This is a genomic window from Rhizobium sp. BK181 (assembly GCF_014193305.1).
Classification (GTDB): Bacteria; Pseudomonadota; Alphaproteobacteria; order Rhizobiales; family Rhizobiaceae; genus Rhizobium.
Window position 1 is genome coordinate 211,863 of sequence record NZ_JACHZA010000006.1, and the last position, 15,624, is coordinate 227,486.

Annotated in this window: 18 protein-coding genes and 1 pseudogene; 14 read left to right on the forward strand and 5 right to left on the reverse strand. The window is 57.4% G+C overall.

What is annotated here, in order from left to right:
• Nucleotides 1-224: 224 nt before the first annotated feature.
• The 3 genes from FHT77_RS17115 (at nucleotide 225) to FHT77_RS17125 (ending at nucleotide 1,751) form a co-directional block, all read left to right on the forward strand.
• Nucleotides 225-686, forward strand: a complete 462-nt coding sequence (locus FHT77_RS17115) for a YbhB/YbcL family Raf kinase inhibitor-like protein (RefSeq protein ID WP_183756134.1) — start codon at nucleotides 225-227, stop codon at nucleotides 684-686.
• Between the two features lie 526 nt (nucleotides 687-1,212).
• A complete protein-coding gene (locus FHT77_RS17120; protein WP_183756135.1) occupies nucleotides 1,213-1,410 on the forward strand; it encodes a hypothetical protein in 198 nt (65 codons plus the stop codon).
• Between the two features lie 146 nt (nucleotides 1,411-1,556).
• Nucleotides 1,557-1,751 (forward strand): hypothetical protein, encoded by a 195-nt coding sequence (locus FHT77_RS17125; protein ID WP_183756136.1) that lies wholly within the window; start codon nucleotides 1,557-1,559, stop codon nucleotides 1,749-1,751.
• A gap of 198 nt (nucleotides 1,752-1,949) precedes the next feature.
• On the opposite strand, the gene FHT77_RS17130 is transcribed toward FHT77_RS17125, so the two are convergent.
• Nucleotides 1,950-2,849 (reverse strand): LysR family transcriptional regulator, encoded by a 900-nt coding sequence (locus FHT77_RS17130; RefSeq protein ID WP_183756137.1) that lies wholly within the window; start codon nucleotides 2,847-2,849, stop codon nucleotides 1,950-1,952.
• A gap of 130 nt (nucleotides 2,850-2,979) precedes the next feature.
• On the opposite strand from FHT77_RS17130, the gene FHT77_RS17135 reads away from it, so the two are divergent.
• From FHT77_RS17135 to FHT77_RS17150, 4 genes are all read left to right on the forward strand, one after another.
• Nucleotides 2,980-3,459, forward strand: coding sequence for a carboxymuconolactone decarboxylase family protein (locus FHT77_RS17135; RefSeq protein ID WP_183756138.1), 480 nt, complete (start codon nucleotides 2,980-2,982; stop codon nucleotides 3,457-3,459).
• Nucleotides 3,460-3,517: 58 nt separating this feature from the next.
• Complete coding sequence (locus FHT77_RS17140; RefSeq protein WP_183756139.1) at nucleotides 3,518-4,270, forward strand: SDR family oxidoreductase; 753 nt, start codon at nucleotides 3,518-3,520, stop codon at nucleotides 4,268-4,270.
• Between the two features lie 67 nt (nucleotides 4,271-4,337).
• Nucleotides 4,338-4,748 (forward strand): cupin domain-containing protein, encoded by a 411-nt coding sequence (locus FHT77_RS17145; protein WP_409527462.1) that lies wholly within the window; start codon nucleotides 4,338-4,340, stop codon nucleotides 4,746-4,748.
• A 90-nt stretch (nucleotides 4,749-4,838) separates the two neighbouring features.
• Complete coding sequence (locus FHT77_RS17150) at nucleotides 4,839-5,816, forward strand: mechanosensitive ion channel family protein (RefSeq protein WP_183756141.1); 978 nt, start codon at nucleotides 4,839-4,841, stop codon at nucleotides 5,814-5,816.
• On the opposite strand, the gene FHT77_RS17155 is transcribed toward FHT77_RS17150, so the two are convergent.
• Nucleotides 5,799-6,287 (reverse strand): Rrf2 family transcriptional regulator, encoded by a 489-nt coding sequence (locus tag FHT77_RS17155; RefSeq protein WP_183756142.1) that lies wholly within the window; start codon nucleotides 6,285-6,287, stop codon nucleotides 5,799-5,801. The genes FHT77_RS17150 and FHT77_RS17155 overlap by 18 nt on opposite strands.
• A gap of 32 nt (nucleotides 6,288-6,319) precedes the next feature.
• On the reverse strand, nucleotides 6,320-6,550 hold the full coding sequence (locus FHT77_RS17160) for a hypothetical protein (protein ID WP_183756143.1): 231 nt from the start codon (nucleotides 6,548-6,550) through the stop codon (nucleotides 6,320-6,322).
• A gap of 123 nt (nucleotides 6,551-6,673) precedes the next feature.
• Here FHT77_RS17160 and FHT77_RS17165 point away from each other — a divergent pair, with 123 nt between their 5' ends.
• Complete coding sequence (locus FHT77_RS17165) at nucleotides 6,674-6,892, forward strand: DUF982 domain-containing protein (protein WP_183756144.1); 219 nt, start codon at nucleotides 6,674-6,676, stop codon at nucleotides 6,890-6,892.
• A gap of 639 nt (nucleotides 6,893-7,531) precedes the next feature.
• Nucleotides 7,532-7,813 (forward strand): AAA family ATPase, encoded by a 282-nt coding sequence (locus FHT77_RS17170; RefSeq protein WP_246712695.1) that lies wholly within the window; start codon nucleotides 7,532-7,534, stop codon nucleotides 7,811-7,813.
• 164 nt (nucleotides 7,814-7,977) lie between these two features.
• Here the strand turns inward: FHT77_RS17170 and FHT77_RS17175 are convergent.
• Nucleotides 7,978-8,516, reverse strand: a pseudogene (locus tag FHT77_RS17175) (efflux RND transporter permease subunit); the annotation flags it as partial.
• Between the two features lie 637 nt (nucleotides 8,517-9,153).
• Between FHT77_RS17175 and FHT77_RS17180 the strand changes: the two are divergent.
• From FHT77_RS17180 to FHT77_RS17190, 3 genes are read left to right on the forward strand one after another with little or no spacing between them, the layout of a single operon-like run.
• Nucleotides 9,154-9,975: an N-formylglutamate amidohydrolase gene (locus tag FHT77_RS17180; protein WP_183756145.1), complete on the forward strand. Its 822-nt coding sequence runs from the start codon at nucleotides 9,154-9,156 to the stop codon at nucleotides 9,973-9,975.
• Nucleotides 9,972-11,855: a flavohemoglobin expression-modulating QEGLA motif protein gene (locus FHT77_RS17185; RefSeq protein WP_183756146.1), complete on the forward strand. Its 1,884-nt coding sequence runs from the start codon at nucleotides 9,972-9,974 to the stop codon at nucleotides 11,853-11,855. The genes FHT77_RS17180 and FHT77_RS17185 overlap by 4 nt, the downstream gene beginning before the upstream one ends.
• Before the next feature lies 1 nt (nucleotide 11,856).
• A complete protein-coding gene (locus FHT77_RS17190) occupies nucleotides 11,857-12,900 on the forward strand; it encodes a glutathione synthetase (RefSeq protein WP_183756147.1) in 1,044 nt (347 codons plus the stop codon).
• A 38-nt stretch (nucleotides 12,901-12,938) separates the two neighbouring features.
• Here FHT77_RS17190 and FHT77_RS17195 read toward each other — a convergent pair whose 3' ends face one another.
• A complete protein-coding gene (locus FHT77_RS17195; protein ID WP_183756148.1) occupies nucleotides 12,939-13,184 on the reverse strand; it encodes a DUF982 domain-containing protein in 246 nt (81 codons plus the stop codon).
• A gap of 555 nt (nucleotides 13,185-13,739) precedes the next feature.
• Between FHT77_RS17195 and FHT77_RS17200 the strand changes: the two genes are divergently transcribed.
• Entirely contained in the window at nucleotides 13,740-15,158 is a 1,419-nt protein-coding gene (locus tag FHT77_RS17200; RefSeq protein ID WP_183756149.1) for a sensor histidine kinase, read from the forward strand.
• The gene (locus FHT77_RS17205; RefSeq protein ID WP_183756150.1) at nucleotides 15,158-15,538 is read left to right on the forward strand and encodes a response regulator; all 381 of its coding nucleotides are present in this window, start codon (nucleotides 15,158-15,160) and stop codon (nucleotides 15,536-15,538) included. Before FHT77_RS17200 ends, FHT77_RS17205 begins: the two co-directional genes overlap by 1 nt.
• Nucleotides 15,539-15,624 lie beyond the last annotated feature (86 nt).

Consider the following 15,624-nt stretch of genomic DNA (forward strand, 5'->3'; position numbering starts at 1 on the left):
GGTCAGATCCCACGGATAAGGAGCCGCGATTTGGAGACCGCTGGTGTTGCCGGGCGCGCCTCATGCTGCATCGCTATGACAATTCAGGATGAGTGGACAGACGTCTGGAACTTTCGTGTCGCAAGGTTGTTGGGCCACCCATTCAAATCGCAGTGGGCGACCGATGCCAGTGCTGCCGGCGAATATATTGCCGAGGCGACCCTCGAACCCACCTGGAGGTCCAGATGCCGTTTTTGAGCAGTTCCGCCTTTGCGAACGGAGGCCCAATTCCCAAAAAGCATACCAGGCTGGGTGAGAACATAGCGCCGGCATTGTCCTGGTCCGGAGCGCCGGACAATGTCAAAAGCTTCGCCATTGTCATCGAGGACCCGGATGCTCCTTATGGAACTTTCCGGCATTGGGGCGTCTATAATATTGCGCCAACAAGCAACGGCCTGCAGGAAAGCAGCGATACAGCTAACGGCAGCGGGTTGCGGTTTTCAGACAACAATTTTGGCAATAGACGTTACGATGGACCAGAACCGCCGCGAGGACATGGCGTCCATCACTACCACTTTACAGTTGCAGCGCTCGACGTGCCGAATCTCACTGTGCCGGCATCAGCAGCTATCGAAGCGATGTGGGAGGAGGTGCAAAATCAAATGCTGGCAAAATCGTCCTTGATGGGAACATTCCAGCAGGTGTGAACGGCAGGGAACGGGCGATCGCACCCATCCCTTGATCGCAAGCAAATTCCCGACGGCGGCCGGGCAAGGGAAAGGGTAGGAAGGCGATGCCGTTAAAGCGCGGAAGAAGACCGCCAGGTCCACGCAATCTCAGCCGAACCGTTTCGAACCGGCCAGGGATGCGTTAAAGGACATCCGGCTTCGGTGCCTTTCGCGCATCCCTGCTTTCATCCCGTTCCGTCAGCTAATGCAATTGCTTGGTCCGGTGAACCACCTTTTTTCTCGCACCTGCGGTAATTGTCATATGATTAATTAACGCTAAATAATTACAGAAATCAGTTGCTTAATGGATAGTTCTGGCATAAATTTTTATGGCTGCCGTTGGCCTTGCCAAAGGGAGTGATGTCTTGTCCATCCGACTAAAGTTCTTCGTGACGGTGCACCATGTGCGTTCGATCCGATACCGGCTCTCGAGCGTGTATTGACGCGTCCTCTTTGTTCATTCCACTTGCTAGATGTGACGCCCATGACGGGCCAGGGATTGGTTATGCAAAGACAAGCTGTCGTCTTTAACGGTCAGGAAGTCGGTATTGCGGTTCCAGTGGATAACCGCCTCAAATTCATCGCGGTCCGTTTCCAGGTCATCGACCTGGACAACGAGGTGTTCGACACGGTGACTGAAATCAGGCGTGCAATAAGAGACCACCTAGCATCTCGTGCTGAAACCACGGCCACCTCACACTGACCCTTGGTATAAAGGACCTTCCAAAGGGGCAGCGCGGGTATTATCGTGGATTTTCGGTGGCCTCACTACTACTGATGGTTGCCCTGTCGTAAATCCTTCATTCGATCTTGCTAAAGATGCGCCGAGGTTGAGTGTGCAGGGCGTTTATGCAAAGGCAAGCAGTCATTTTTGGTGGTCAAGAGGTCGGTATCGCTGTCCCCGCCGACAGCCGGCTGAGATTCATCGCCGTTCGTTTCCACGTGATCGACCTGGATAATCTGGTGTTCGACACGATCACGGATATCCATCGGGCGATCAGGCAGCATCTTGCCGTCGCTCGCGCTGCGAAGGCTGCGGCATAAGAACACGGCATTCTCACCTCTTCTGCTCGATCACTTTCAGCAATTTTGCCAAGTGAACAACGCATGGCCGGCGTGAAGAACCAGGTCTGTCGTTGCGGCCGGATTGCGAAGGATGATCATCGTCCTCAACGCTCGAACGCGCGATCATCGCGCAACGATGCTTGACGCTTAACACCGTTGCTCTTTATTGGCGCGAAATCAGGAGGCCATAAACGGATCGTCCCTGACGGCTTCGACGAGGAAGTCGAGAACGGTGCGAACCCGCAAGGGCAGGTTCTTTCGTGACGGATAGACAAGGTTGATCGGCAGCCGCACGGGTGGATAGTCCGGCATTGCATTGATCAGCCGGCCTGCCTCCATATCGGGATATGCCAGAATATGCGAAAGCACGGCAAGGCCGCCTCCGCTCAAGACCACGCGGTGCACCGCAAGGGCGCTGTTTGCGACCAGCCGCGGCGAGATGCGAACGGAAATTTCGTTTGAGCCGTCTGAAAACAGCCAGGATCGGCCATCTCCGGCTCGGCTGTAACAGATACAGTCGTGCGTGTTGACCTCGGCCGGAGCCTTTGGAACTCCCCGGCGTTCGAGGTAGGCGGGGGCTGCGCAGAGAAAGGCTGTCGTCCACCCGATCCGGCGACACATGAGGCTGCTGTCAGAGACAAGACCGAGCCGTACCTCAAGGTCGATGGCTTCTCCGATGAGGTCTGATGGCTCCTCCCGGAAAAGGAGTTCGACCACCAGGCCAGGATGTTGGTCGAGAAGCTGCGCAAGTCGGTCGCTCACATAAAGGCCAAGTGGGGCGGGCAAGGCGAGGCGCACACGGCCCATGGCATTGGCTGCTTCGGCACCCGACGCCTCATTGAGTGAGTCCACTGCGTCGATCACCTTCAAGGCCATCGTAATGATCTGCTCACCCTCGAGGGTCAGGGCGAGCGCATTCGTGGTGCGATGGAAGAGGCGGATGCTGAGGTGCTCCTCGAGCGCGGAAACCTGCCTTGAAACGGCTGGCTGCGTCAAGCCGAGATCGGCTGCCGCTGCAGAAAAAGATCCTGTCTCGGCGACCCTCATGAACGTCCTCAGCGCGCAAACGATGTCCATCCCACTTTACCCGTACCGTTCGACATAACCCTTATGTTCCGAGACTAGACCGCAAACGCTTTACTGTCCAGCAATTACGGATATCGTATATCCATAAGGATGACAAATATCCTTAAATAAGGAGACGGACATGACCCAGCGCCTGAACTACGCACAGCAATCCCCGGAACTTTTCAAGAAGCTCTCCGAGCTCAGCATGAGCCTCAAGGAAAGCGTCATCGAGCCGAAGCTCCACGATCTGGTGCAGATCAGGGCGTCGCAAATCAACGGGTGCGGCTTTTGCCTCGATATGCACGTGAAGGAAGCCAAGTTGCATGGCGAAACAGAGCTACGCCTTTACCACGTCGCGATCTGGCGCGAATCGAACCTGTTTGCCCCGCGCGAACGCGCCGCACTCGCCTGGACTGAAGCGCTGACGAAGCTTCCGGAGGGTGGAATTCCCGACGAGCTTTACGAACGCGTTCGAGGCCAGCTCTCAGAAAAAGAGATCTCTGATCTGACCTTTGTAGTTATGGTGATCAATGCCTGGAACCGCGCCAGCATTGCGTTCAAGTCGGTGCCGGGCTCCGCAGACAAGCTTTACGGCCTCGACAAGGCAGGCTTGAACTAAGCCCCTGTCCTTTAGCCACCAACCACCGCGGCCTGGCCGCAAACCGGGGAGAAGTCCCATGAAAATCGTTATTATTGGCGGAACCGGCCTGATCGGTTCGAAGACGGTCGAACGCCTGCGCAAGCAGGGGCATGATGTCCTTGCTGCCTCTCCGAACACGGGCGTCAACACCGTGACCGGGGAAGGTCTGGCTGCGGCATTGGTCGGTTGCGATGTTGTCGTCGACCTCGCCAACTCACCATCCTTCGAAGATAAGGCCGTCCTCGAGTTCTTCGAGGCCTCGGGGCGCAATCTTCTTCGGGCCGAAAAGGATGCCGGCGTCAAACATCACATCGCGCTGTCGGTTGTCGGAACCGAGCGCCTGCAGGAGAGTGGCTATTTCCGGGGCAAGCTTGCGCAGGAAAAGCTGATCAAGGCATCGGCGATTCCCTACACCATCGTACACTCCACGCAATTCATGGAGTTTGTGGGCGGCATCGCCAAGTCCGGAACGGTCGGCGATACAGTGCGGTTGTCACCGGCCTACATCCAGCCGATCGCATCTGACGACGTCGCCGCCGCGATGGCCGAAGTTGCCGTCTCTGCCCCGATCAACGGGACGGTGGAGATCGCCGGCCCCGAGCGTTTCCGGCTCAACGAACTCGTTGCGCGCTATCTCGAAGCAACTGGCGACGGGCGGAAAGTGCAGCCGGACCCGGAAGCTCGATACTTCGGCGCCCGGCTCGACGACGGCTCGCTCGTCTCTGACAACAATCCCCGACTTGGCCAGATCACCTTCGAACAGTGGTTTGCAATGGCCCAGCGCAATTGATCGGCCGACTTGTGCCGCTAACAGGTGCGCAATCGTCCAGAACAGGAGAATGACAATGATCAGATCAATCATCGCCTTTTCGTTTCTCGTTGCGGGACTGACGGGACCGGCCGGCACTCACGATGCAGTTGCCGGCGAAGCGTCGAAAGTGACCCTTGTGTACGAACATGAGCTTCCGAATGTACCCGGTAAAAGCATCAAGGGCGTGCTCGTGGAGTACGGCCCCGGCGGATTTTCAGAGGGGCACACCCATCCGAGCACGGCCTTCATCTATGCGACAGTGCTGGAGGGTTCGATCCGCAGCCAGGTCAACGATGGACCGGTCAAGGTCTACAAGGCAGGTGAAAGCTTCTCGGAAATGCCGGGGGATCGCCATGGTGTGAGCGAAAACGGCAGCAAGACAGAACCTGCCAAGCTTCTTGCTGTCTTCGTGGTCGATACCAGTGAAAAGGAACTCACCTTTCCCATGAAGAAATAGTGAGGGAAAGCGGGGCGCGGTGCGGTTGAGCATCGTGCCTCTTTTACTTTTCTTTTGGGGTGCCAAAGAGTATGAAAGAGGGAACATCCGTTGCTGCCGCTGACGCTGATCAATCTCCTGGGAATTGCCGGGATTGCTGTCTGGCATCTTCAGGGCAGCGGCCGACCGACGGCCAGACTTGTCGTGCAAATCTTCTTCTTCACTGCCATGACCGTCGTTCTGGCAGGAGCCGGAATCATGCCGCACCGGGTCGACGACTTGCAGCTAACGGGCTTCAGGGCCGGCATGGCTACCACTGCACGCGTCCTGTGGTGGACTCACCTCGCCTGGACGCTCATCGGTTTTGTCCGCATTTACATCGTTCTTGAACGACGTCCGCGCGAGGCGCGACTATTGCAGGACCTCATTGTTGCGATCGTCTATCTCGGCGTAGCGCTGTCCATACTGGGCTTTGTGTTCCAGGCGCCCATCGGCACTCTGATCGCAACCTCGGGCGTTGTCGCGATCATCTTCGGCCTTGCGCTGCAGAATACGCTCGGTGACGTCTTTTCCGGGGTTGCATTGACCTTGGGACGGCCCTTTACAATTGGCGACTGGATCGTGCTCGGCGACGGTACCGAGGGAAGGGTTATTGAGAACAACTGGCGGTCCATCTCCCTGATCACCGGCGCTCACAATGTCGTAGTCTTGCCCAACAGCGTGCTCGCCAAGGTTGGCCTCACCAATCTCAGCCGGCCCGACGAAAGTCATCAGATCGCGCTTCTTATAAGAATTGCGGCAAGCCACGATCCGGAGCAGGTCGAAGAACTCATGCTCACCGCGCTTCAAGCCTGTGATGCGATCGTCAAGGATCCGCCGCCCGTCGTCGCACTGAAAGCGATTGACGCAGTAGCGATCGAGACGGAGCTTCAGTTTCGTGTCACGAGCCCGGCAGCCCGGACGCCCGCCCGAAACGAAGTGATCGCTTCTGTTCATCGCCATTGCAGGGAGAAGGGATTTTTCCTGGCGATGCCGCTCCAGTCCTTTCCCGCCAGGATTCCCGGAACACCATCATCCGGCGCGCTCTAGCACCCATTCAAAACTGCTCTTCCAAAGAGCGCGCGGAATATCCCTGGAAAGCGTCTCCACTAGGTCGGAAAGTCTCACGCTGCGGAGCTTGTCCCGCCACGCTTCGTCGGCCTCCCACATGATCCGCGCGACCGCGCAAGGTTGGTCTTCGCAGTATCCTGGAGGTCTGCAGGGGTTGTTTGCCCGGATGTTGTTGCAAACGAAGGTTCTGGCCTTGCCTTCCACGGCTTCGACGATATCGAGAAAGGTCAGTTCGGCGGGCGTTCTGGCCAGCCGATACCCGCCCGTCGGGCCAAGGGTCGTATGCACCAGTCCTGCCTGCGAAAGTCCTTGCAAGGCCTTCGAGAGGTATTCCTTCGGAAGCCCATGGAACTCCGCCAGAGCTTTGGTGGATAGATAACGGCCCTCTGGCAGGCCTGCGAGAATGGCACAGCAGTGGAGCGCCCATTCGACTTGGCTCTTGAGATTCATTGAAAGATCCGAAAGATGCTGATTTGCATCTATTAAGGATATAGAATATCTCTATTTGTCGTAGGTGTAAACTGCCAGATCACTACCATGAATCCGAGGATTAAGGCAGGCACGAAGGACTCGAAGCCGGCCTTCACAAGGTTGCGCTCGATGAGCTTCAAGCGCTGCGCCCGAAGATCGATTGATGGTTTCCACTCGCTGGACTTGCGTTCGCCGTGGCGGGCTTTGCAGAACCGGAATTCGGCCCGCGTCTCCTTCGCCAACGGGTTCTCCTTGAAGGATCGACGGGGGTCTGGATGTTCCTTTAGCGTGTCGACGATTGAACTGAGGCGGCCGCTACCCATCTATCGGGGAGGTTGAGCGGATGCCCGAATTGGAGAGAGACCATGTTGGTACACCGATGGGAAAAGCCTCTCGTGTTAGGAGACAGCCGCATTCGTATTGTTGTCGGCTCCCCAGAGGAGGCGTTGACGTGGCTCATCCATGAGCCGCACCAGAGCGCTGCCAAGTGGCAACGAGCATGGAAAGCGTGCCAAGCGGTGGTTGACGGTCGGATGAACGCTGAAGACGCCAAGACCGCCGTCGAGCTCGCGGCTGCGCATTAAGGCCTGGTCATATCCATATGTCCTCCATCCTTCGATGATTGACTTACAGCTTCTCGCAGCTCGCGCTGTTTCGTGTCGCGCTCGTTCCATGTCGGCGCCGATGACGACTGGACGCACTCTAAACGACTTTGAAAGCGCCAGCACTTTCCTTGGGGGGCGTTCTCATTGATCCCGGACTTATGTTCGCCCTTCCGGCCGTTTTGAGCCTGTCGATCCGCCAGCTTCGAAAGGCCTGAATTTCCATGCTGTAGAATTCGAAGCTGAAAATGACGGGAACTGGCCGGAAGCATTTTGTCGCCACCTTGCTGCACTCGGCATTCACCTTGCCGAGCAGCTTGTCGCTACATCGGTTGTCATCTTGTGCCTGGCGTTTCCGCCGCGCACGATCCGCGCATTGAAGGCCGGCGCGCCCGCATCACAACAGTGGGAACGGATCCGATCCGGAGGACGGACGTGACATGTACATTTGCGCTGCCGAGAATTCCGCTATATCCCGATCCGAGATAGCCGCGGATAAAATCCGAATTGGACGAGCTTGAAATCCGAATTGGACGAGAGAAGGTTCCGAATTGGACGGGATAGGGCAGGCCGTTGTGCGCCGCATGTCTGGAGGATTCAATGACTGGAAGACAAGCAGATATGCTCTATCCGAGGGGCGCAGCCGAGCGGATCCGCACCGCCTTGAAGGACACTCCGGTCGTCTTGATCAATGGACCACGCCAATGCGGAAGAACGACGTTGGCACGAACCCTGCTGGAGCCGGATCGACCCTATTTTACGTTTGACGACGAAACAACATTGTCATCCGCCAGGACCGACCCTGTCGGGTTCATTCGGCAGATCGACACTGCCGTCATCGACGAGGTTCAGCGGGTTCCTGTAACATTGTGGCATTTGAGATCAAGGCCTCGGCCACCGTGACACCGGCCGACTTTAAGGGTCTTAGAAAGGTCGCCGCAGCGACGGGAGCGGCTTTCACAGCGGGATGGGTACTCTGTGACGGCGACAAGGTTTTGCCGTTCGGGGACACTCTTGCAGCAGTGCCTCTCTCTTGCCTGTGGAGCGCTTAGTCGCACGGCTGGCGAGCGGCTACCGGCCCCTGCGCCTGTTGCAACAACCAACGGCAGCACCCCCAGGCACCGAAGCCATTCCGGTCATCAGCACGGGTCGGAACCGCTGCGAGGTGCCTTCGATTGTTGCATTCATGAGGCTTGCGCCTTGCTCGCGCCGCTCCTTGGCGAACTCGACGACGAGGATGGCATTCTTAGCCGCAAGGCCTATCAGGAGCAGCAATCCGATCTGGGCGTAAATATTGAGGTCAACGCCGGAAAGCGCGAGCCCGGTGAGTGCCCCAAGCACGGCAAGGGAGACGGACATCATGACCACTACAGGACACTCCAGCTCTCGTACCGGGCGACGAGAAGGAGGTAGGTAAAAACCATTCCCGTCAGAAGGATCAGGGCGGTCTGTCCACCCGCCTGCTTTCCTGCCGTGCCAGAACAGTCCATTCAAACCCGAAGCCGGGCGGAGGTTTCTCTGCGGCGAGCGTCTCCATGGCGACGAGCGCCTCGCCTGTACTGGTGCCCGCCGATGCCTGTCCGTTGATTACTGCAGATGGCTTTAATGGTACATGGCGCCTTCATTGACCCGTCTCCGGTAGAACGTTGAACCTGGTCGAGGGGCAAGACTATTGAGGTGATCGGAAGCTGCAGTCATCGATCACGTCCGTCGATGTGGCCGTACACTGGGCCGAACAGCTATCATCCTGGCGATCGCCGCCGATCCGAAATCTTGAGCAAATCTCTCCGCGGATATTCTCGCAGCCACATAGCTGCCTGCTGGAGAAGGGGGCTGGCGCATTTCCAGCCAGCGTCATGAACGAGATGCTGATACTTCCTGCCCGATCGCAACATCGCATTCTCCTGAACGCACGCCAACGCTGAAGTACGGGCGAAACCTACCATGTCGCAGGCGGCAAATCTACCGACAGTTGTTCGGCTGCTCAATTCGCAATGGAGCACGGTCGAGCGTCCGTCTCATACGTCCCGCCCACAAGGAGGAGGCATCGAACCAAATTGCCTCGCATCGCGTTTGTGTCTCAAGGAATTGATAGGAGACGGAGGACCTGCGGGGAGCCATGTCAGACATTTCTGGGTGCACCTCGCACTGCTAGCACGCACCAGGAAGTTTGCAGGAATATATGGACCTGCGATCGTCGCTAGACCGGTTCAACCCGGCCTTCAACCGAGCGGGAGGTATTGATGGAAAGTAGGGTCGACGCAGGACCGACGGAAGCAGGGTGCAAAAGGCTATGGACGCTCACCAGGGCGGACTCACCGGTGATCGGTACAGCAATCCATGACGGAAGCGGTGTCAGGGAAAGTCTACAGGACCGATTTGCGCTGTCAGCCCATCAAAGACAACGCGAGGAAGATCCGTTTACCGCATTCCTGATCAATGATGTGCCGAACCAGGTCGTTGGCCACCGCTCGCGTTTTGAATTCGACCTCAACCGGAGCCGGGACGGCGCCCTCTACCTCACCCCCGAACAGGCGTGGGGGCTGAAGGTCTGGCGCGAGCCTCTGCCACAGGAGGAAAAAGCCCGATCGCTCGCTCTTCACGATAGCTACTACACGATGCTTCGGACCTTCCTCAAACAGATTGAGCTCGACTTTGGCAGATTCGTTGTTCTGGACGTCCATAGCTACAATCATCGGCGGGCAGCGCCTGACGTCGAGACCAGCCAAGAGGATGCGCCGGATATCAATATTGGCACATTCTCGATGGACAGGGACCGGTGGGCCTATGTGGTGGACCAACTGATCGAACACCTCCAGACCATCGTCGTGAACGGCAGACCTTTGGATGTGAGAGAAAATGTTGCCTTCCAAGGCAGGGGAGAACAGACACGGTTTATCCATGAGGCATTTCCGGAGACAGGCTGCGCCGTCGCGATCGAATTCAAGAAAATCTTCATGGACGAATGGACGGGCGAGCCCAATCGCGTCGTCCTTGATGAATTGCGTCGTGGTCTTGCCGCGGCAGTACCCCTGCTGGAACGCATTCTGGGGTACGGCTCATGACTGGCCCGGTCCACTTTGATCAGATCGACTGGCTGGTTGATGTCGTGAGCTCTCTGAATGAAGGCAAGGCCATCCGCAAGGATTTCGGTGACGGCAGTCGCCTCCATGTCGATCGATTGCTACCCTTTCTGTTCCTCCACATCGATGGCGGTCGCAACGAGGACGTTGCCCGATCCGTGGTGCAGGCGAACGCCTCCTACCTTGTCGCATCGGATCCGAGGTCCGTCCTGCCGATCGTCAAGGCACTGTCAATGGTGGCGGCCAAACAGTTCGGGGCCTTTGTCATTGTCCGGTTTGCTGAGCTCGATCGCGACAGGTTCCTGACAGATGATGCACCGTACCTCCCACCATTCGAGGTTTCGGTCTGGTCGTCAGGCAATGCGCCGGAAGTCAGGGAAACCTTCTCGAAGGCTGTCAGTGCCAGCGAAGCACGCTTCCGCACGCCCCAGGTCGAGGAGCGGCGCATGGCATCCTCGAAGATTGACGGGGATCTGGCCGGGCTTGCCGGCTCCGCCCTTCTGGTTGCGGAGTTCGCCCCGATCTACCGTGCTCCCCAGTCCGGTAACACCTTTCCGGAGGTGCGCGACCAGCTCATTGCGACGCTGTTCGATGCCGGGCTTCGAGCGTGCGCGGCTTTCATAGAGGCGCGTGGAATTATGAAGCCTGCGTCCCATCGTTCGCTCGGACGCCGCGCGTTGGTCGAGGCGGTCAACCGTGTGGATCGTGGCATCGATGAGATCGCCACGGCATTTGATGTCCTTTTGGCAGTGACCCCGATCAATGCAGGTCAAGCTTTCCATCGCTTCGAAGCCAACGGGTTCGTAGGTGATCCAGGCTTCCTGTATCGGCCATTGACCGTGCAGGTCGAGGATGCAAAGCAACGCCTCTTTTCCATTGCCTTTGACCGGATCGAGGACCCGGTGCTTTACGAACTGTACAGGCAAAAGCAGCAGGAAGTGGATCTGCAGTTGTCCCTGGTTGCTGCGCGCAATCGCCAGACCTTCATCGAGTTTGGACGAGCGCTCTATGGACCTGTCGAACCATTGTTGCTGGCTGAAGCCGAACGCATTCTGGACTACCTCAGTGAAGACGGGCCCGACACGGCGTCAAGGAGCGACGACGTTGAGGCGGCCGACAGTGTGTACCTTGAACGGCAGGCGCAGTCGATGATCGCCGCCTACCAGGAAAAGTTCCCCGACTTCCAGGTCGACGTTGAGGTCCGGGACGACTTGCCGTCGGGACTGATGGTATCGAACCACCGTCTTCTCATCTCGAGAAAGACATTGATGGATCCCCGCCGGGTGGCGCCGCTTCTCTCCCACGAAATAGGGGTCCACCTTCTTACGTTTTTCAATGGCGGGTGCCAGGGACTGAGGCTCTTTCGTTCAGGGCTTGCAGGATATGAGGGCATGCAGGAAGGTCTTGCAGTCTTTGCCGAGTATCTAGCCGGCGGAATGACGGCAGGACGTCTCAAGTTGATCGCGGCGCGCGTGGTCGCATGTGCCGACATGCTGTCCGGTGCAAAATTCGATCAGACCTTCCATCGGCTGGTGCGGGACTACGGCTTTTCACGAGCTGCCGCGTTCAATCTGACTCTGCGTGTCTACCGGGGTGGTGGGCTGGCAAAGGACGCGATCTACCTGCGGGGGCTTCTTGAGCTTCTCGACCATCTCAAACGAGGGGCAGCGCTCGATCCATTCTGGATGGGAAAAATCTCATCCGGCCATTTTGGTGTGATGGAGGAACTGGCGTCACGTGGCTTGTTGAAGCCGCCGGCGATTTATCCGCTGTTTCTGGCCACCAAGGATGGCCGCGACAGGCTTGAGAAAGCACGCCAGGGATTAAGGCCGATCGATCTTCTTCAATCGAAGGAAATGTAGAATGAGGATAGCTTTTTTCGTAAATTCCATTGAGAGCGAGTCATCGTACTATACCACGACATCGCTGGCGATGTCCGCCCGGGCACGTGGTCACGACGTCTGTTACCTTACACCTGATGATTTTGTGCTTCGGCCTGACGACCACCTCCTGGTCCGCGCGGTAATCCCGCCTCCGTCCAAAACCAGGGATCAGGACGCTTTCATTGCCGGACTGCGGGCTGAGGTTTCAAGGGAAACAATCGACGTCTCCAATATCGATGTCCTGTTCCTGCGCAACGATCCCTCTGAGGATGCAGATGAGCGAGCATGGGCTGTCAATGTCGGGGCAATGTTTGGACGATTGGCTGTCGAGCGCGGGGTGTTGACGGTGAATGATCCGAATGCGCTCGCCACTGCTCAAAACAAGCTCTATTTCCAGGATTTCCCCGAAAGCGTCCGTCCGACCACGCTCATTTCCAAGAGCCTGGATGAAATCAGATCGTTTATCGACAGCCAGAAGCGCGGTGTGATCCTGAAACCTCTTCAGGGATCAGGCGGCAAGCATGTCTTCAAGATCAAATCCAACAAGGAATCCAATCTTAATCAGATCTTCGAGGCGGTCAGCGGGGAGGGGTACCTGATTGCCCAGGGATACCTGCCGGACGCAGTTGAAGGTGATGTACGATTGTTCGTGATGAATGGCAGGCCACTCGAAAAGGATGGAGCCTATGCCGCCTTCAGGAGGGTACCGGCCAAGGGTGAAGTGCGATCGAATATCCGTGCCTCCGGAAAGGCGGCCAAGGTGAAGGTCACTCCGGAAATGCTGGCCGTTGCCGAGATGGTTCGGCCCAAGCTTGTGGCTGATGGCATGTTCCTTGTAGGCCTTGATATCGTGGGATCAAAAATCCTTGAGATCAACGTTTTCACACCGGGCGGACTTCAGAATCTGGAAAATCTCTATGGCGTGGATTTTTCCGCCCTCGTGATCGAAGCACTCGAGAAAAAGGTCAGCATTCGCCAGAGCTATGGTGCCCAGATCTCCAACGCGACGCTCGCGACCTTGTAAGGTCGTGAGCGTGGGACATGGCCAAAGGGCGCTAGCCTTTACGCTTCGACCCTGAGGTTGGCGTGGCGGGCTGCAGCGATCAGGGCAAGTCGGGCATAGGTCGCCGATTTTTTCCCATCGAGGCTCGCCGAACAGGCTCGCAATGCCCTGGTGAAGGAGTTTCCGCTCACAACAGGCCATTTGTCTGCAAGCAGCCACGCGGCTTCTCGGGTGTTGCGGACAATATGCATTGCGGATCCGATCACGATGACGACCGGCCTGTTCCAGAAAGTGATTTCAGTCATGCTTACCTCGTTCGCGCCACCTAATGCGCGAGCGTGGCAATGGTTCCGAGATCATTGAGGCCCGCCACATGCCGCTTGGCGGGGGCGACAGCGAGTGGGAGGATCTTCGGCGAGTTTGAACGCTGCCAGGCACCGTGCTGATGATGGAGATTGGTTCCCGCTATCGTAACGATCAGAGTGCATCGCTTGAGCGGGCAAGGACGCTCGTCGCACTGAACAGCAATCGTGTTGCTTTTGCTGCGGAATAGCCGAACGATCGATTGAGACGTACCCGCCGAAGGACTTCGGCTCGTCCGGTGACATTGTCAGCGCGCAGCGGATTCGATGGACGACTGCCTGACGCCAACTCGACACACTCGATGGTTTTTGCTCCGAAGAGATCCGAAGATAGGAACTCCGGTCGTTTCGGCGCGTTACGATGCTTTCATCTGCCGAGAAACAAAACCTGGAAGAATTGCCGCCGTGTCGGCCCGCCCTATTTTGATGATCCATTCCTCAGAAAGAAGATTCGTTCCCTGGGGAAGAGCACGAAGCCGCAGTCGAGTGCCTCAATAGATGCAGACAACAAACTTCGCAGCTATCTTTCAGGGGATGCCACAGCCCTATCTTGTGCTTGATCCCGGTCTGACGATCGTCGCCGCAAGCGACGCATATCTCTCGCTCACATCGCGCGCGCGAAACGACATTGTCGGTCGTCACATTCTCGAAGCGTTTCCCGAAAATCCCGAGGCTGCCGGGACCGTGGAGCAAGGGCCGCTTGAAGTTTCCCTCCGCCACGCCCTTGCAACTGGCAAACCGCACGAAATGGCGGTCATTCAATACGACATCCCCCAACCCGGTGGCGGATTTTCGCAGAAGTTCTGGACACCTGTTCACACGCCGGTCATCGGTGATGATGGCCATGTCCAGTACATCATACAGAATCCGATGGATGTTACAGATCGCGTCCTGAAGGCGAGGGAGGCTGATACCCGTCTGAGGATTGCCTTGCATGCCGCCGATCTTGCGACCTGGGAGTATGAGCCGGAAACCGATATCTGGCGACGCAGCAACGCCGTCGATGAGATGTTCGGGTTCCTGCCCGGGGAGGGCGGGCCAGTGGCCGCGCCCTTTTTCGCGCGGATTCACCCGGAGGATCTTGCGGCGGTGCAAGAGGGCCTTCGCCGCATCCAGTCAAGCCCGGACCAGACTGCCGCGCGTTTTGACTATCGTATCGTTCTGCCGACGGGGGGCGTGCGACACGTGGAATCCCGCGGCGAGGTTCTAAGGACGTCCGACGGCAAGGTTAGAATGATCGGTGTGTTGATGGATGTTACCACCGAGCGGCAAAGGGAGGCTGCGCTGACTGTGTCCGTAAAGACCCAGGGCGAGCTCCTTGAGCAAAAGGATGCGTTGCTCGCTGAGGTCAATCATCGCGTCAAGAACAGCCTCCAGCTCGTCGTGAGTACGCTGAGGCTGCAAGCGCGCCGGTTGCGGGACTCCAAGACGAAGGAGGCCTTCGATCAGGCAATCTCACGGGTCAGAGCCGTCATATCGGTTCATGAGCATCTGTATCGGACCGCCAATTCGCTTACAGTCGACATGGCCGATCATCTGACAAAACTCTGCCTCGATATAACGAATGAGCGACCGTCTCGTCCGATCGCGGTGGAAGTAGAGCAGATCGAGTTGCCAACAGAACGTGCAATTCCGCTATCGATCATCGTGAACGAGCTCGTCACTGCGGCATTGAAGGCGGCTCCAGCCCATGGCAGCCGTCTCCTCGTCAAGCTGCGAGAACTCCCAGAGGACGGCGTCCTGGCATTGAGTGTCACCAATCCGGATCCTCGCCAAAGCGACGATAACGGTCTGTCCGACCTCGGGAGCAAGCTTGTCACATCCATGACCGCACAGATACGAGGTGTTTTCATCGAAGAGGAGGATCCGACGCAAGGTTTTCGGGCCACTGTAACGTTTCCAAGGGAACTGTCGTGATGCCTCTTCAGGTCATGATCGTTGAAGACGAAATGCTGCTTGCCCTCGATCTCGAGGACATGCTCCTCAAAGCCGGCCATATCGTCGCAGGCCAGGCATCCGACATGCTCCAGGCATTGTCGCTGGCTGAACAGCTTGGTGGCAGGATCGATGTCGCCATCATGGACGTGAACCTGGCGCGGGGGTCGAATGGGATCGAGACGGCGGCGGCCCTGCGGCAGCGCTGGAATATTCCATCCCTGTTTGTCAGCGGGAACCTCGACGAAAGGACGCGGCAGCTTGCTCAACAGTGGCATCCTGTCGGCTTCGTCGGAAAGCCCTATTCCGAACGTGAGCTGCTTTCGTCTCTGAGCGCCCTGTTCGCGACGACGGTCGATTGATCGTGAATATGCTGGAGGTGCCCATAATATGCCCCATCAACTCTTTTACATTCATACCCTTTTCTGGCGCTTCGCCGCTTTTACAT

Coding starts and splice junctions, on each gene's coding strand:
- FHT77_RS17115 (WP_183756134.1), top strand. CDS start 225: ATGCCGTTTTTGAGCAGTTCCGCCTTTGCGAACGGAGGCCCAATTCCC.
- FHT77_RS17120 (WP_183756135.1), top strand. CDS start 1,213: ATGCAAAGACAAGCTGTCGTCTTTAACGGTCAGGAAGTCGGTATTGCG.
- FHT77_RS17125 (WP_183756136.1), top strand. CDS start 1,557: ATGCAAAGGCAAGCAGTCATTTTTGGTGGTCAAGAGGTCGGTATCGCT.
- FHT77_RS17130 (WP_183756137.1), bottom strand. CDS start 2,849: ATGGACATCGTTTGCGCGCTGAGGACGTTCATGAGGGTCGCCGAGACA.
- FHT77_RS17135 (WP_183756138.1), top strand. CDS start 2,980: ATGACCCAGCGCCTGAACTACGCACAGCAATCCCCGGAACTTTTCAAG.
- FHT77_RS17140 (WP_183756139.1), top strand. CDS start 3,518: ATGAAAATCGTTATTATTGGCGGAACCGGCCTGATCGGTTCGAAGACG.
- FHT77_RS17155 (WP_183756142.1), bottom strand. CDS start 6,287: ATGAATCTCAAGAGCCAAGTCGAATGGGCGCTCCACTGCTGTGCCATT.
- FHT77_RS17165 (WP_183756144.1), top strand. CDS start 6,674: ATGTTGGTACACCGATGGGAAAAGCCTCTCGTGTTAGGAGACAGCCGC.
- FHT77_RS17170 (WP_246712695.1), top strand. CDS start 7,532: ATGCTCTATCCGAGGGGCGCAGCCGAGCGGATCCGCACCGCCTTGAAG.
- FHT77_RS17180 (WP_183756145.1), top strand. CDS start 9,154: ATGGAAAGTAGGGTCGACGCAGGACCGACGGAAGCAGGGTGCAAAAGG.
- FHT77_RS17185 (WP_183756146.1), top strand. CDS start 9,972: ATGACTGGCCCGGTCCACTTTGATCAGATCGACTGGCTGGTTGATGTC.
- FHT77_RS17190 (WP_183756147.1), top strand. CDS start 11,857: ATGAGGATAGCTTTTTTCGTAAATTCCATTGAGAGCGAGTCATCGTAC.
- FHT77_RS17195 (WP_183756148.1), bottom strand. CDS start 13,184: ATGACTGAAATCACTTTCTGGAACAGGCCGGTCGTCATCGTGATCGGA.
- FHT77_RS17200 (WP_183756149.1), top strand. CDS start 13,740: ATGCAGACAACAAACTTCGCAGCTATCTTTCAGGGGATGCCACAGCCC.
- FHT77_RS17205 (WP_183756150.1), top strand. CDS start 15,158: ATGCCTCTTCAGGTCATGATCGTTGAAGACGAAATGCTGCTTGCCCTC.